The 14679-nt window shown below is 57.7% G+C and carries 13 protein-coding genes; 6 read left to right on the top strand and 7 right to left on the bottom strand.

What is annotated here, in order from left to right:
* Positions 1 to 866: RNA-guided endonuclease TnpB family protein (locus tag O2S87_RS10180; protein ID WP_475408686.1), on the top strand; the 866-nt coding region annotated here is incomplete at its 5' end.
* On the opposite strand, the gene O2S87_RS10175 is transcribed toward O2S87_RS10180, so the two are convergent.
* From O2S87_RS10175 to O2S87_RS10145, 7 genes are all read right to left on the bottom strand, one after another.
* Complete coding sequence (locus tag O2S87_RS10175; RefSeq protein ID WP_475408685.1) at positions 856 to 1356, bottom strand: DUF6517 family protein; 501 nt, start codon at positions 1354 to 1356, stop codon at positions 856 to 858. The two genes, O2S87_RS10180 and O2S87_RS10175, sit on opposite strands and share 11 nt — an antisense overlap.
* Before the next feature lie 50 nt (positions 1357 to 1406).
* Complete coding sequence (locus tag O2S87_RS10170) at positions 1407 to 3266, bottom strand: ABC transporter substrate-binding protein (protein WP_475408684.1); 1860 nt, start codon at positions 3264 to 3266, stop codon at positions 1407 to 1409.
* A gap of 83 nt (positions 3267 to 3349) precedes the next feature.
* The gene (locus O2S87_RS10165) at positions 3350 to 5236 is read right to left on the bottom strand and encodes a cbb3-type cytochrome c oxidase subunit I (protein ID WP_475408683.1); all 1887 of its coding nucleotides are present in this window, start codon (positions 5234 to 5236) and stop codon (positions 3350 to 3352) included.
* Positions 5237 to 5434: 198 nt separating this feature from the next.
* Positions 5435 to 6058 carry a hypothetical protein gene (locus tag O2S87_RS10160; RefSeq protein ID WP_475408682.1) on the bottom strand — a complete coding sequence of 208 codons (624 nt, stop codon included), beginning with the start codon at positions 6056 to 6058 and terminating at the stop codon, positions 5435 to 5437.
* 8 nt (positions 6059 to 6066) lie between these two features.
* Positions 6067 to 7344, bottom strand: a complete 1278-nt coding sequence (locus tag O2S87_RS10155) for an RNA-guided endonuclease InsQ/TnpB family protein (RefSeq protein ID WP_475408681.1) — start codon at positions 7342 to 7344, stop codon at positions 6067 to 6069.
* 164 nt (positions 7345 to 7508) lie between these two features.
* Complete coding sequence (locus tag O2S87_RS10150) at positions 7509 to 10157, bottom strand: BGTF surface domain-containing protein (protein ID WP_475408680.1); 2649 nt, start codon at positions 10155 to 10157, stop codon at positions 7509 to 7511.
* 439 nt (positions 10158 to 10596) lie between these two features.
* Positions 10597 to 10881: a hypothetical protein gene (locus O2S87_RS10145; protein ID WP_475408679.1), complete on the bottom strand. Its 285-nt coding sequence runs from the start codon at positions 10879 to 10881 to the stop codon at positions 10597 to 10599.
* A gap of 111 nt (positions 10882 to 10992) precedes the next feature.
* On the opposite strand from O2S87_RS10145, the gene O2S87_RS10140 reads away from it, so the two are divergent.
* The 5 genes from O2S87_RS10140 to O2S87_RS10120 all read left to right on the top strand — a co-directional run bounded on the left by O2S87_RS10140 (position 10993) and on the right by O2S87_RS10120 (position 14678).
* A complete protein-coding gene (locus O2S87_RS10140) occupies positions 10993 to 11127 on the top strand; it encodes a hypothetical protein (RefSeq protein ID WP_475408678.1) in 135 nt (44 codons plus the stop codon).
* 66 nt (positions 11128 to 11193) lie between these two features.
* Positions 11194 to 12123: a thiamine-phosphate synthase family protein gene (locus O2S87_RS10135; protein WP_475408677.1), complete on the top strand. Its 930-nt coding sequence runs from the start codon at positions 11194 to 11196 to the stop codon at positions 12121 to 12123.
* A gap of 38 nt (positions 12124 to 12161) precedes the next feature.
* A complete protein-coding gene (locus O2S87_RS10130; protein WP_475408676.1) occupies positions 12162 to 12416 on the top strand; it encodes a DUF7385 family protein in 255 nt (84 codons plus the stop codon).
* 93 nt (positions 12417 to 12509) lie between these two features.
* On the top strand, positions 12510 to 13124 hold the full coding sequence (locus O2S87_RS10125) for a hypothetical protein (protein ID WP_475408675.1): 615 nt from the start codon (positions 12510 to 12512) through the stop codon (positions 13122 to 13124).
* Between the two features lie 33 nt (positions 13125 to 13157).
* On the top strand, positions 13158 to 14678 hold the full coding sequence (locus tag O2S87_RS10120; protein WP_475408674.1) for a glutamate-cysteine ligase family protein: 1521 nt from the start codon (positions 13158 to 13160) through the stop codon (positions 14676 to 14678).
* The last annotated feature ends 1 nt before the right edge of the window (position 14679 follow it).

The following is a 14679-nucleotide window of genomic DNA, read 5'->3' as shown; positions in this document are numbered from 1 at the left end:
ACCTCAACCTCATCGAGTCAGCCTTGACTGAAGATGAGTGGTCGTTGGGACAGGCCGAACTTCTGTACCGAGATGGCGTGTACTACCTACACGTCACGGTCAAAACAGAAGTTGAAGTGCCTGAACCGGAAGACACCGCCACACTCGTTGGCGTCGATATTAACGAGCGCAACATCTCTCTCACCGCTCTTAATCGTGAGACGATGGACACGCTCGGAACACTCGTGCTTGACTACGGCTCGGTGAAAGCCGAACGCCAACGCTACCACACCATCACCAAACGCTGTCAAGAACACGGCCAACACTCCATCCACTACCAACTCGGAGAGAAAGAAGAACGCTACACCGAGTGGATTCTTCACCGAATGTCCCGAGTCGTGGTCGAGTTCGCCCAACAATTCTCGAACCCAGTTATCGTGTTCGAGGACTTGAGTGGGATTCGAGACGGCATCAAGTACGGGACGTACATGAATCGGCGTCTGCACAAACTGCCGTTCCACAAGTTCGAGCAACAGGTTCGCTACAAAGCGACGTGGAATCAGATTCCGTGTGATACGGTGGAATCACCGTACAACTCGAAGTCGTGTTCGTGCTGTGGACACCGTGGCTATCGTCAGGGTCGGCGGTTCCGGTGTACGAATGATTCGTGTGAGGTTCAGCAAGACCATGCTGACCGAAACGCGAGTGTGAACGTGGCGTGGCGGGCGTGGGCGAAACACGCTGGCGTAGATGTTGAATCAGTTAATTACCGGATTCGCAAAACCCAACCATTTGTTCGGAAGGTGAGCCTGTCTGGGTCGGGGCGCTCTGTAAACCGCCCATCCTCATCCCGTGAACTCGCTTCGCGTGGAGTGCTTACGACGTAGGCTGAGGGAACAAGAAAAGCCACGGGCCACCGTGCCCGTGGTGGTTTACCACGGACATTGTCTCGTCAGCATCATGTTCGATGTTGTCGAGGTCGTCGTAGCTGTCGGCGATCAGGTCGACCAGTTCGCGTGGAGACATCTCGGCGACCGGGTTGAACGTCCGACCAACGATCTCGATTTTCGGCGTCGACAGCACCGCGAACGTCGCGGTCGCCTGCTCGGAGATCCCCTCGATGCCGACGGATTTCTCGAACTCGGTGAGCTGGCTTCTCAGTGTAATAACTTCTGATCGGCCGGGAACGTCGACCTCCTCTTCGGTGACGATCTCTTCGATAGCGACCGCCTCGTAGCCGGTCGAATCGAGCACCGATTGTTTGACACCCGCCGGTGTTGCCTCCAGATCGGTGAGTTGCCCAACCGTTGACCCGAGACAGCCTGACAGTCCGAGTAGCCCGATACTCGCTCCCGCAACGAATGCTCTCCGTTTCATTCCGATTTATAAAGAACGTCAGTGGGTAAGTGTTTGGTGGGTTTTGGTCGCTATGACGACGACACTTGCAGTTCGCCTTCGCCGTTGAATTTGAAACCAGCCTCCCGAAACGCCGTTCTGGCGGCCTCGACGTCGACCTCACCATCTGCGCCGAAAAACGGCACGACGGGGTCGGCGTCGCCCTCCCACTGGAGATCGTCGGCCAGCCAGTCGGTTTCGGCCAGCGCGCTGGCGACCGGCCGACCGGCAGCGTCGAACTCTTCTTCGACCAAGAACGACTTGTCGACGAGTCGGGCGACCAACCGCCGGAAGATGGGGTTCGACAGCGGACTGTCTCGGGTGTTGAACCCGAGGTGGTAGATGGCGTGTGAGTCTTGTCCGTAGGACGCAAGCGAGTCGGAATCCGAAAACCGGCCGGCCGAGTCGGCGCTGATCGGTGCGAACGTGGCGTCGGCTCCATCTGCAATCACCAACTCGCTAATCGCACCATGAGAGGAGGCGACGATGACTTCGAGTTCCTCGAACGCTGGCCCGCCGTGGTACGCCGCGAGCCGGTCGTCGTCGGTTGTCGTCAGGAAGTGGTCGTCGAACCGCGTGAGGAGTGCCTCCGCGCCGTCGGCGGACTCCTCGAACTGGAGCGGCCCGCTGCCGACCGGCTCTTCGTTGACTGTGATGAGCGCCTCAGTGGTCGTCTCGTCGACTTCGATCCCGGCGACCGAGGCAGTCTCCGAGTACTGTTCCCAGACGTGGTCCGGAAGGATCGGGACGGTCAGTGCGCGCTCGGCGACCTCACGGGAGACGTCCTCGAACTCGATAGTTGCCCGCCGGTCGTCGACCACCGACACACCGGAGACGAGCATCGATTCACCGCGGAAACGCGGAGCAGGCACCGGATTCGACGTCTCGCCGAGTGCGGTGTCGGTAAGGAACCGATACGTGAACTCGATATCATCGGTGGTTAGTGACTCGTCGTCGTGCCACGTGAGCCCCTCGCGGAGTTCGATCGTGGCCCGAAGCGGCTCGTCGGCCCACTCGATTTCGGTCGCCAGCCACGGCACGTACTGATCACCGTCCTCGATCACCAGCTGATCGTAGAGCAGTTCGGTCAGCGATCGGTCGGTGTGGTAGGTTGCCGAGATCGGATTCCAGTTGGTAGTCACGCGCTTGTCGGTCGTCGCCAACCGGAGCCTCGAACGGTCATCGTCGGCCGACTCACCATCGCCCGACTCGTTGCTGACCGACCCACCGTCGTCCGACTCTCCACTGGTCGATACGCTATCGACGGGATCGACCGTCAGCAACCCATACGGGAGGTTCTCGACGGCAGTCTCCCAGCCGTCGAACCGGTCGGTCCGCACACCGGTTGCGACCTCGGGCAGGTAGATCGGCGTGATCGGCTGGCTGGTGGCCAGCAGCTCTTGCAGCTCGGAAACCGTCTCGCGTCGTTGTTGTCCCGTTTCCGTCCGTTGGGCCTCAAGCAGTTCGTCACAGCTCGTCTCCGTGAAGCCAAAGGGGTTCTGCCAGCCGACTTCGGCACTCATGGTCGAGTGAAACAGCGTGTAGAACGCATCCGGGTTCGGCGGTCGACCGAACGGAAGCGGCGCGATGTAGATGTCGAACTCGCTTCTGAGAAGGATATCCTGAAACAGCGTCTCCGAGTTGGCCGGTGTCAGCCGGGTGTCGATACCGACTGCATCCAGATTGTCCTTCAGATGTGACGCGATCGTCATCGTGAACGGATCGCTATCGGTGGGCAGCGTCTTGACGTGGAGGGTGAGTTGGTCGCGGTCAGCACCACCAGTGAGGTTTCGTGCTCGGCTCACACAGCCCGCCGTCGCGGCGAGTGCGCTTGTCGCCCCTGCGAGTAGTGCCCGGCGAGAGACCGTAGGATGACCAGTAGCGGGGTTCATCAGTTGACGGCAGTAACGAGGCAACCGATATAACAGTACTGAGATGAATCTGTCGACTCAGCTGTCGACCTGCCGAGAGCGAGCTACGACCGCTCCGAACGATGGTCGGTTTCGGGCTCTTGCTCGCTCGTTGACTCGGTGTCGACCACCGTATCGGCCGTCTGGGCTTGTACGCCGCCGTCGGTCCGAGCGGTCGAGTCGCTGTCGGTCGGTTTATGGCTCTTTTCGCGTTTTTCGGCGAGACGCTCTTCGAACCAGCGCCATTCGGCAGTGAACTGATCGGTCTGTTTGAGGTTCCACACATCCGCATCGGTCACTTTTGGACCAACCCGGAACGACTGGAACATGTTGAGCGCCCAGATACCCATCCCGGCGATGAGGAGGACCGCACCGAACGTCGACAGCTGGTGGAGCACGGCGAACTCGGGGAGGTACTGGGCCTGCCGGCGCGGCTGTCCGAGATAGCCCAGCGCCAACAGCGGTGTGAACGTCGTGAACACGCCGACGATCGTCATGTACGCGTGGACCTTCGCGGCCTTCCGGTTGTACATCCGGCCGGTGAGAATCGGGAACCAGTAGTAGCCAGCCCCAAAGGCCATGAACGTGATGATGCCGACGACGATGAAGTGGAAGTGACCCACTACGTAGTAGGTGTCGTGCAACACGAGGTCGACCGGGATGGACGCCAGAAAGATGCCAGTCACACCGCCGATTATGAAGGTTCCTACGCTCCCGATCGCGAAGATCATCGGTGTTGCCAGTCGGATCGACCCACCCCACAGGGTGGTAATCCAGTTGAACACCTTGACCGCCGAGGGGACGGCGATCGCGATCGAGACGGCCATAAACGCGGCGCGGAGCCGCGGGTCGATGCCGGTGGCGAACATGTGGTGAGCCCAGACACCAAACGAGAGAACGCCGATCGCGAGCGTTGAGTAGACGATGAACTTGAAGCCGAACAGTTTCCGGCCAGCGAACTTCGGAAGGATGTAGCTCACCAGCCCGAACGCCGGTAACACCAGGATGTACACCTCCGGATGGCCAAAGAACCAAAACAGGTGTTGCCACAGAATGGGTCCACCATCCGTCGTGAAAAACGCGGTCCCGAGGTTCCGATCCGCGAGCAGCATCAACAGTGCGCTGCCGAGCAGCGGGAACGCGAACAGCACGATGCCGCTGGTGGTCAACAGCGTCCACGAGAAGATGTCGAGCCTCGACCAGCCGACGTTCTCGCCGCGCATCGTAAAGATTGTCACGATGATGTTGATCGCCCCCATAACGCTTGCCACCCCACTGAGGTGCAACCCAAGTAACAGCAGGTTCATCTGGGGGTTTTCGAGCTCTAACGAAAGCGGTACATAGAGCGTCCAGCCGCTGGTTCCGGGTTCGAGCGCTAACAACACCGGCACGTCGATGCCGAACGCCAACAGAAACTTGCCCAATACCTCGGTGAGCAACCCCGCGCGGGCCAACAGAAAGGCGAACGGAATCAGCCAGAAAGCGATGGCGTTGATGCGTGGAAACGCCATGTCGTCGGCCTCGATTAAAATCGGGATGAAGTAGTTGGCAAAGCCGAAAAACACCGGCGTCACGAAGAAAAACAGCATCGTAAAGCCGTGCATCGTAAACACTGCGTTGTACGTCTCGGCGTCCCAGATAGCCAATCCCGGCGAGAACAGTTCGGCCCGGATCATCATCCCGTCGGTCGCCCCCCACGCCCCGGCAGCCACGCCAAACAGAATGTAGAGGATACCGATATCCTTGTGATCGACCGTCGTCAGCCACCGAAGCAGGCCGTCGGGCTTGTGCGCAAATCCGGTCTGTTTGCCGGGCAGAAAGGCCGAAAAGCCACCGTCAGAAACCAGACGAGAATCGGTCGACTCGGGGTCGGCCGCACGACGGGCCAACAGGACGGTTCCGACGATGAAGCTGACAGCGAAGATGGCAAGAAACACGAGTGCTACTGACACGGACGATCACTCCCCCGGTGGTGCGAACACATTGCATACCGCTACTGTTTCGGGACTGGTATATGTGTTTGAGAGTTGTCACGAATGTCTGTCGACGTGATACAAATACAAGTATAGCCACGTTTGATCAGCGAATCGGACAGCTGTGGACTGATCGCTCTGCAGTGTCGCTATCGATACATTCGGAAGTTTGATCAGTCAGTATTTTTTGACGGCTAGGTCGTTGTCGATAGTGATTGGTTCGCAGGCAAATGCACGGTCTTGTCGGAAGGCATCGAGAATCTCGCGTGGATTTCCATCGACGTTGGGGTGCGATTCCAACTCAGCAGTCGTAATGATGTCTTCAAACGAATCGAAGAGTTCTTTGAGCGAGATATCGGTGAGTTTGCCAGATTCCCCGATCGCCGAATAGCGCCGCAGCGGTCGTTCCTCATACAGACGGCGACCAATACACCACGTAACGCCATCTGGTCGACGCTCAATCACAACGGTCGGATATTTCGTGAGTTCACGTTCGCCCAAGTAATGGAGGATCCAATCGTAGATCTCGCGATCGACATTCGTCGACAGGCGATTCTTACGGGAGAAATCGATCTGTTCGAGAGACTCTCGATTTAGGTCGACGAACATTTCAGCAGCGGCTTGTTCATCACCCTCAATGTAAAACACACGGGCGAGCTTACCGATCGCAACGCCTTTTGGAACGTGGTCGGATTTCCCGACTTTGATTTGCCGGACGACCATCCGCTCGGCGGGATCGAAGTCATGAATACGCATATCCGGCTGTGGACTCTCTGTGAGTGCCTCAAATTGTTCTGTCATCAGTCGTGTTATTGATTACTATGAATGAGGTATGAATGTGAATTACCTCGGGGTCGAGCCCCGAGGCTTCCCGTTTCTACGACACGCTTTGCAGACACCGAATGGGTGTCCGTAGGGAGTGCAGTCTCCACGGGCGTTGATTCGGGCCATCCCAGCCCTAATTTAGAAAAACCGCGTTTCAAGACGTTCAACGAAGCGTTCGCGTCACGGTCGCACTCAAACCCACAACTTGGACACGAGTGTTCCCTGACCCAGATAGGTTTCGTTGTTTGCACACCACACAAAGCACACTCCTTGGTCGTTCCTCGTGCTTCAACCTGCACGACGTGACAGCCGTACAGGTTGCCTTTGTATTCGAGGAGCGTGATGAACTGTCGCCACGCAACATCCTGCTTGTTCCGAGCGTTCCCGTCCGCTTGAAGCATACTCTGAACATCCAAGTCTTCCACCAATACAGCGTCGTACTCCTTGACAAGCCACGTTGTGAGTTTGTGTTGGTAGTCCAAGACTTTACGACGGATCTTCCGCTTGGCTGTGGCGACCTTTTGACGCTGTTTCTCGTAGTTGTTCGACCCATTCTCCTTCCGAGACAACTTCCGTTGCTCACGTCGAAGTCGGCCATACTCATCTTCGAGGTCAAGCCAATCCACAGTCTTCCCGTCCGACGTGTGGATGTAGTTCAGGATGCCGAGGTCAATTCCCACGCTGTCGCTCGTGTCGAGCGAGTCCACGTCGGGTTTCTCGGGAACGTCAGCATCATCGGTTTCAAGACTGAACGTGACGAACCACTCGCCAGTCGTCTCCTTCTTGAACGTCGCCTCTTTGATGGTGGCATAGTCGGGAATCGGTCGATGATAGCGAATTTTCATCCAGCCAATTTTGCTGAAGCGGACGTATGCGAACCTGTCGCGGCCCCTCTTTTCATCGAGGTCGAAACCAGACTGATTGTACGTCACACTTCGGTAGTCACTGGGTGATTGCCGTTTGAGCCGACCGACTTTGTACCCCTTCTCTTTCTTCTTACGAAGATTTGAAATGTTTCGGTGGAAGCGGGCGACGGTGGCTTGTGCTGCTTTCGAGTGCAGTTCACCGAACAGCGGCCACTTACGTTTCCACTCGGGGAGTTTGTTGTTCTGGCCGTACTCACTCGGCTTGTCGTCTTTGGGACTGTTCGTGTAGTCCCAGCGGACGTGGTTGTAGAGTTGGCGATGAACGTCTAACTGATGTTCCAGTCCGTCCGCTACCTCTTGTGTTGGGTAGGCGAGGTAACGGTGACTGTATTCCATCGCTATCTCTTGATCAGGAATGTGTTGATTTAATGGTTTGTATCCCTGCGTGTCGGCTTCATCCCCGAGGTCAAGCCTAGGGGTATTCGCCTTTTCCGTTGATAAAAGAGCCGGCACAGCGCCGGTGGTTAGATTCGAACAGTTACTCGCGGTGAGTCGTCAGATTAGTTCTGACGGCGGGTTGCGAGTAGGGCTGCGCCGAGGACGGCAACGAGAGCGACGAGTGCGCCGAAGCCGGGCGTCTCTTCGCCATCGTCTTCGGAGCCTTCGTCGTCATCGTCGGATGAGTCGTCATCGTCGGATGAGTCGTCATCGTCGGATGAGTCGTCATCGTCCGAGGAGTCGTCATCGTCCGAGGAGTCGTCATCGTCCGAGGAGTCGTCATCGTCCGAGGAGTCGTCATCGTCGGACGAGTCGTCGTCATCGTCTTCAGGCTCTTCGCCGCTGGAGCCTTCTTCGACAATGATCGAGTCGACGTCGTCAACGGTCGAGCCGCCAACGTCGTACGCGGTATCGAACTCATCGTCGACTTCCTGTTCGCTGAAGTCGAACTCGGCCGAGATTTCGCCATCCTCGTTAATGTCGACTTCCTCACCGCTGCGGAAGGATTCGGATGCATCAGTCGAGGAGACACTAATTTCGCTGTCAGTGCCGGGTGCGACATTCGTCTCACCGCTGATCTCGGATTCGTTCGTGTTCTCGGCTTCGAGCACATCGTCAGCGTTCAGGTTGTCGAACGAGACACTGCGCTCAGCGATGTCGAACTCCACGTCGCTGCTCTGTGTGGAGTCAGCGTCGAAGTACGGGTAGGCTGGGTCGTTGTCATCCGCAGTAGTTGTCGCTTCATCTTCAGCGCCACCTTCGTACGGTTCATCTGCACCGTCGGCGAACTCGTAGCGCTCGTCGTCATCAGTCTCGTACTCCATCTCTGCGGTGAACTCGTCACCGTCTTCGAGTTCGTCCGAGAAGATGTCGTCGTCAGCGCTGGTGTCAACGACAACGAAGAACTGGCCGTTATCTTCGTCGAAGACGACAAATGCGTCACTTTCGTCATCGCTGCCGTTAAGTTCGAGTTCGGTTGGGTCTTGGTTACCTGTTGCGTCATCGGCCTCGACCTCGAAGTTGATACCTTCACCACTCCAGTCACCATCATCGTCGATGATTCCGTGGAACTCGTCAAGGGTTACACCATCTTCGAGTGTATCGAAGTCATCCTGATCGTTGACAAGTGCTCCCTGGAAGCCAGTTGCTTCAGTTTGGATGACGAGTCGGTCTTCTTCAGCGATTTCCTCACGTTCGGTAACCGAATCGAGGAGATCGTCCGTCTCGTCGTCTTCGTCAGCATCATCTTCAGGAGCGACGTGTGTCGTCAGGTCGCCAATCTCAGGCTCTTCGAGTTCAAGGAGCGACGAGTCAAGTTCTTCGTTTGCTTCGGCGTCACCGTCAGCGTTCACACCGAATTCGCCCTCACCATCGTCTGCGAAGTCAGCACTAACGAGTTCATACTCGGCAGGCTGAAGCGGTCGCTCAAGCTGGTCCGTAGCATTTTCGTCTCCTGCGTCAATTAGGCTGAGTTCATCGAGGTAGAGTTCGAAGTCGGAGCCAGCATCGCTGCCACCATTTCGGTCGAATCGATCGTCCTCATCGTCGTCGTAGAACCGAGCATCGGTGTCATCTGCGCTGTGAACCTCACTCGTGACATCGTCGTCATCGGAGTTGTAGACCTCATCAGCGGAGGTGTTCGTTCCGAGTGTTCGGGTGTTGACTTCGAAGGTTGCTTCGTCGTCATCATCATCGTCTTTGACTTGAAGCACATCAACGAAACCAACGTCCTCATCACCGATCTGGACGAAGGCCTCGTCAGTGTCTTCCATCTCAACGGTGAACTCAGTGATGTCACCAGCGGAGTCAGTCACCACAGCCTCTTCAAATTCTGCGTCAACATCTTCCTCAGTAACTTCAATCGATGCTGAATCAGAGGCAGCGGTATCTGAAACATCGAACTGGAAGTCATATTCGCCCTCGTCGACGCCGTCGAAGTCTACAACATCGTCGTCTGCATCTTCAACATCCTCAAGAACGACTGCGTCGTCGTCGTTGAGGTCGTAATCGTCGTCAAGGTCGTCTTCTTCGTCTTCACTTAGAGTTTTGTTAACGTTGAAGTTGTTATCAGAGTCGTTGAACGAGTCGTTGAGTTCGTCCTCGTCAAGATCTCCGTCGGCGTGGACGACAACGTCAGATTCGCCACGGTTCGTGTCTATTTCGAGGTCAGTACTTTCAGTGTCGTCGACCTGGTCATCATCGAATTCGGCACTGAAGTCCTGTTCAGTTATCTCAAAGTCACCCTCAGTACCGTTCTCTTCGGAATGGTCCTCAACAGGTTCGCCTTTTTCAAATTCGATAACACGGTCGTCGACTTCAACGACATAGTCACCATCGAGATCTTCTGTATCAATGGTTGCATTACCGTCTTCAAGGTTGATTTGCTGTTCTAGGCTACCAATTTCCTCATCGCCCGAATCATATTCTCGAAGTTCGATCTCATCATCGTCAGAGAGATCACCATCACCACTATCGAGGTCACCATCGTAAGAGCCGTCGGCGGTTGAGTTAAATGCCAATTCCTGTCCCTCCCAATACGTCGATCCGGATTCAAGTGCTTCATCTGCATCTAAATCCTCTACGTCTGGGTCTGAGAGCTCGTCTGCGGCCGCACTTCCTGAAAGCGCCACGGTCCCAGCGAAGACGCTGGTGAACATGATGAACGCCAGGAAGACGGCGCGCAGTTTGTTGCTATAGTTTGTTTCTGTCATAGTTTGTTTCGTTTCGCACTGCACCGCACTGCATCGGCGCCCACACCTTTCCTCCCTGCGCTCGCCCACCGTGGCCGAACGCCGGAGTACTCACTTGCGAACACCCTGGGTAGGGGTATCTAAACCATTCACCATGTGTGGTAAGTACTTTGTGGTTGACTGTCGTTTCGTAATTCTAATCTCGCACAGTCTTTCGAACATGAATTATGCCTTCTATACCGAAATAGACAGCTCTGGCAGTGCTTTAGCGGATTACACATTGTTTATGACGAATGAGAATATCACACACACAACAGAAGCCAATTAGCCCTTTGGAGTCATCGAATGTATAGACCACCGGCTTCGCAGAGTGGACCATGATGGCTTTATTCTAACTTGCAGGCACGGGCATTATAGAGAAAAACTGCGTGATATCCTCCAGGCAAAGAATGCCGAGAGTTCATCGCGCTGGAGTATTACTTATCATATGAGAGATAATCCATGAATCGATATCTGCCATCTCGTCGAAACGATCTAGCACGAATTCGAGGCCAACGGCCGAACGGACGACGCGACTGAGCACGAACCCTTCGACCACCTGCGCTACGACGCCAAGTGTGTTGTCGAGCGAGCGACCCACGCAGACCACGACGACACAGCGACCGACACTAGCCAGCGTCCCGAAACAGTTCTCCACGACTTCTTCGGCCGATTCAGTGCGGGCGAACAGATCCACGATCTGCATCACTCGCAGGCGATCAGTGACCCGATCTCGAAAGCCGAGCGACGACGGCTGAAACGGGTCGACGGCCTGATCGAAATCGACATCAAGTGCCTCAGAACCGATCCGGACCGTGTGCGCCTCTCGTTCGTCTATCGAAACAGCGGTCGCACAGATCGAATCTCGGCCGAGCTCCGCGATGAAGACGGCGAGTGGCGACTGTACGATCTCCCCAGGATCGACCGGGCCGAAGACGAACGGCCCCGGTGAGCCAATGTTAAGACCCTCAGCCTAGTAGGGGGCGAACATGACAGACAGACCCAAGAGGAGAGGTCGATGACGCTCCAGTTGCCTAGCGAGATCGTCGTCGACCGCTTTCTGCCCACTGCGCGGTCGATGCTGGCGGTCGAACTCGACGAGCGAGGGCTCGCCCAGCAGGCGATCGCAAAGAAACTCGGCATCTCACAGGCCGCGGTCAGCAAGTATCTCAGCGGCAAGCAAACCGGCGAGCCACGCTTTGCCGAACACCCACAGATGCGCGAGACCATCACATACATCGCCGAGGGGTTTGCCACCGACACGCTCGACGACTACGAGGCGCTCGCCGAACTGCTCGAACTCATCCGGACGTTCGAAGACCGCGGGCCGATCTGTGCGGTCCACGAAGACGAGATGCCGGCGCTGGAGGGAATGGGCTGTGACCTGTGTGTTCGGGGCCGAGATTTTCGGTTGCAGGCCGAACGCGACGTGCTTCGGAACGTCCAACGCGCCGTCCGGCAGTTTGCGAACACGCCGGGGGTCGTCGACCACATTCCTAATGTGGGCTCAAACATCGGAATGGCGCTCGCCGAAGCCGAACGCGAGACCGACATCGCGGCCGTACCGGGGCGCGTCCACGCGATGCGCGGGCGGGCCAACGTCCCCGCCAACCCCGAGTTCGGAGCCTCCCAGAACGTCGCCCGGACGCTATTGGCCGTGATGGCGGTCGACGAATCGGTTCGCGGCGCGGTCAACCTCGCGACGAGCGACCCTCTGCTCGCGGCTGCCAACAAAGCGGGACTGGAGGCGGTCTCGTTTGATGCCAGCTACGAGAACCGGACCGAGCGGATTCGGTCGCTCCTCGACGAGCGAGGAGACGTCCCGTCGGTTCTGTACCACGAGGGTGCGTTCGGCATCGAACCAATTGCGTACGTTTTCGGCCAGACGGCCGTCGACGCGGTCGAAACCACGATTCGGTGTGTGACGGTCAACCCAAACGATACCTGAGCGATGTCTTTATTTTCTATGGTGTGAGTTTGTGTTACATGGACGACGCTGAGAGCGACGAGGAGACCGAATCGCTACAGGAGCTCGTGAACTACCTGACGCCTCGCCGAGACAACGAGATGATGGCGACCTATCAGAACACGACATCGATCGCCTGTCCGGCCTGCGAGAAACCCTTTGATTATCTAGTGGTCTGCAAAAAAGACCAGACCAGCCTCTCGCTGGATGACGTGATGGACCTCTGTGTGACCGCCGACCACGACGGTCGACCGTTTTTGTTCACCCACGAGTAGTTGATACACCGAATATCTCAGCATGGACATATAGCCCAATCTAGCACTGGCGGCGTCACAAAGGCTTTCGGTGCTGGCGAAAACTGATGGGCAATGGTCTTCGCAGCCCCGGTTGTGGCAACGTTCGGACTTGTTTTGCTATACGGTGTGCTGCAACCAGCCCATCGCGGACCGACCGCGACCTTCTGGAACCGCGGGCGGGCGGCGCTGTTGCCCGGCCTTGATCGACTTGCCCGACGGCTCGGCGCTGGCTATGCAGCCTACGAACTCGAATACCGTGAGTATGCGGGCCGTATCGACGCGCCAGTCGAAGCCGTCGACGCACTATTGGCGGCTCACGGCTTCGAGCGCATGCCGCTTTCGGCGTGGAAGACGCTGGCCGACGGACGGCGCGAGGCTGGCTCGTGGGCAAAGCGCGAGAGCCTGCTCGCCGAGCGCCAGCTCCACGTCATGCTGTTTCGGAACGGCGACGGCACGACCGATCTGTACGCCCACGACGAGTACAACGCATTTCATCCACGGTATGCCGCCAAACACTACCACGGCGTCGACTACAGCCCAGACCAGGGCCATCGACAGCTTCAGGAGCATCTCGGGGACCGACTCAGCGATCCAGAGAGCCGTCGCCCAGCATCGAATCATCCGGCGTTCCAGCGCCAGGACACCGACCGTTCGGAATCGAACCAGCCCGAATTCGAGCAAACGTGAAAACACTAACACACAGCGACCTGAAAGGCCGGTATGGACACCGTGGTGGCGGCCGTCCGGCGATCGATCGACCCTGACACCCAGTCGACGTTCGATCGGCGGGTAGCCGAACAGGCCGACCGACTCCGCGCTTCGCTCGTCGAGGGAGCCTTCGATAGCGACGGGTTTGCCGTCGGGTTGGAGCTCGAACTGTACGCGGTCGACTCGGCGGGTGCACTCACACCGATCGACGATTGGGTGTTCGAGGACCCTCGCTTTGCACGCGAAATCGGTCTCCACAACGTCGAACTCAACGCCAGTCCACAGCGGTTCGACCCCGAGGGCGTCGACGCGCAGGCCGACGAACTCCGTTCGGCAGTTCGTTCGCTTTGGGACGCACTGGCGAGAGACGACCAGCAGTTGGTCTGCGATGCGATGTGGACGATCCCACCCGCCGAGGGGAGCCTGGAATATCTGGACAGCGTTTCGCGTGACGACGGAGTCCGGATGGCGACTAACATGCCCGCCAAGCCACGCTACTGTGCGATGGACAACACGTTGGTTCGTGAGGCGGGCGGCGAGATCGAACTCGACGTGCAGGGCGCACACCACCGGTTCTCGACGATTCTCGTCGAATCGCTCACCGCCTCGATCCAGCCGCATCTGCAAATACCCGACACCGAAGCGTTTCCGACCTTCTTCAACGCCGCCATCCGAACGCTTGGGCCGGTGCTCGCGCTGTCGACCAACTCGCCGTTTTTGCCCGGCGATCTCTATGGCGAGGTCGACGATCCAAAGCGACTGGTCGGCGAAACGCCACACGAACTCCGGATTCCGGTGTTCGAACAGACGGTCAACTGCGCCGGGCATACGAAGGCCTGCTTACCACAGGATATCGAGACGCCGACCGAGATCGTCGACCGAGTCGTCGACGATTGGACCTGTAGCCCGTTTCTCAGCGAGTGGGACGAGACACCGACTGACGAGACGGCGACGGTAGTCCGCCCCTACTGGGAGTTCACCCACAAGTACGGCACCTACTGGCGATGGGTTCGGCCGATCATCGGCGGCGATGCTACCGGTGACGGTGGCTCGCTGCGTATCGAGTACCGCCCGCTACCTACCCAACCGACCGTTGAGGACGTGCTCAGCCTCCACTGGCTCACTATTGGCCTGATCCGCGGGAGCGTCGCCGCCGACCATCCGCTCGTCGAACTCGACTGGGCCGACGCCGAACGGAGCTTCTACAACGCGGTCGACAACGGGCTTGAAGCCGATCTGTTCTGGATCACGGCCGGCGGCGAGCCAACCAGCAATCCCGAGGTGATCTATCCCGAGTTGTTCGATCTCGCTCGCTGCGGCCTTCGAGAGGCTGGCCTCAGCAACAGCGAAACAGCACGCCGACTCGTACCGATGGTCGACCGCTGGGAGCGCGGCGAGACGCCGAGCCAGTGGAAGAAAGCCCGCGTACGCGAAGCACTCGATGCTGGGGCGTCGCTCTCCAAGGCGATCACCACGATGCAGACCGACTACAACCGCCACAGCCAGCGTGGCGAGCCGTTTGCCTCTTGGTAGC

The organism is Halohasta sp. A2 (genome assembly GCF_056175805.1).
This window is presented reverse-complemented; position numbering and strand designations above follow the sequence as displayed.

Coding starts and splice junctions, on each gene's coding strand:
- O2S87_RS10120 (WP_475408674.1), top strand. CDS start 13,158: ATGGACACCGTGGTGGCGGCCGTCCGGCGATCGATCGACCCTGACACC.
- O2S87_RS10145 (WP_475408679.1), bottom strand. CDS start 10,881: ATGCAGATCGTGGATCTGTTCGCCCGCACTGAATCGGCCGAAGAAGTC.
- O2S87_RS10135 (WP_475408677.1), top strand. CDS start 11,194: ATGACGCTCCAGTTGCCTAGCGAGATCGTCGTCGACCGCTTTCTGCCC.
- O2S87_RS10150 (WP_475408680.1), bottom strand. CDS start 10,157: ATGACAGAAACAAACTATAGCAACAAACTGCGCGCCGTCTTCCTGGCG.
- O2S87_RS10130 (WP_475408676.1), top strand. CDS start 12,162: ATGGACGACGCTGAGAGCGACGAGGAGACCGAATCGCTACAGGAGCTC.
- O2S87_RS10175 (WP_475408685.1), bottom strand. CDS start 1,356: ATGAAACGGAGAGCATTCGTTGCGGGAGCGAGTATCGGGCTACTCGGA.
- O2S87_RS10170 (WP_475408684.1), bottom strand. CDS start 3,266: ATGAACCCCGCTACTGGTCATCCTACGGTCTCTCGCCGGGCACTACTC.
- O2S87_RS10160 (WP_475408682.1), bottom strand. CDS start 6,058: ATGACAGAACAATTTGAGGCACTCACAGAGAGTCCACAGCCGGATATG.
- O2S87_RS10125 (WP_475408675.1), top strand. CDS start 12,510: ATGGTCTTCGCAGCCCCGGTTGTGGCAACGTTCGGACTTGTTTTGCTA.
- O2S87_RS10155 (WP_475408681.1), bottom strand. CDS start 7,344: ATGGAATACAGTCACCGTTACCTCGCCTACCCAACACAAGAGGTAGCG.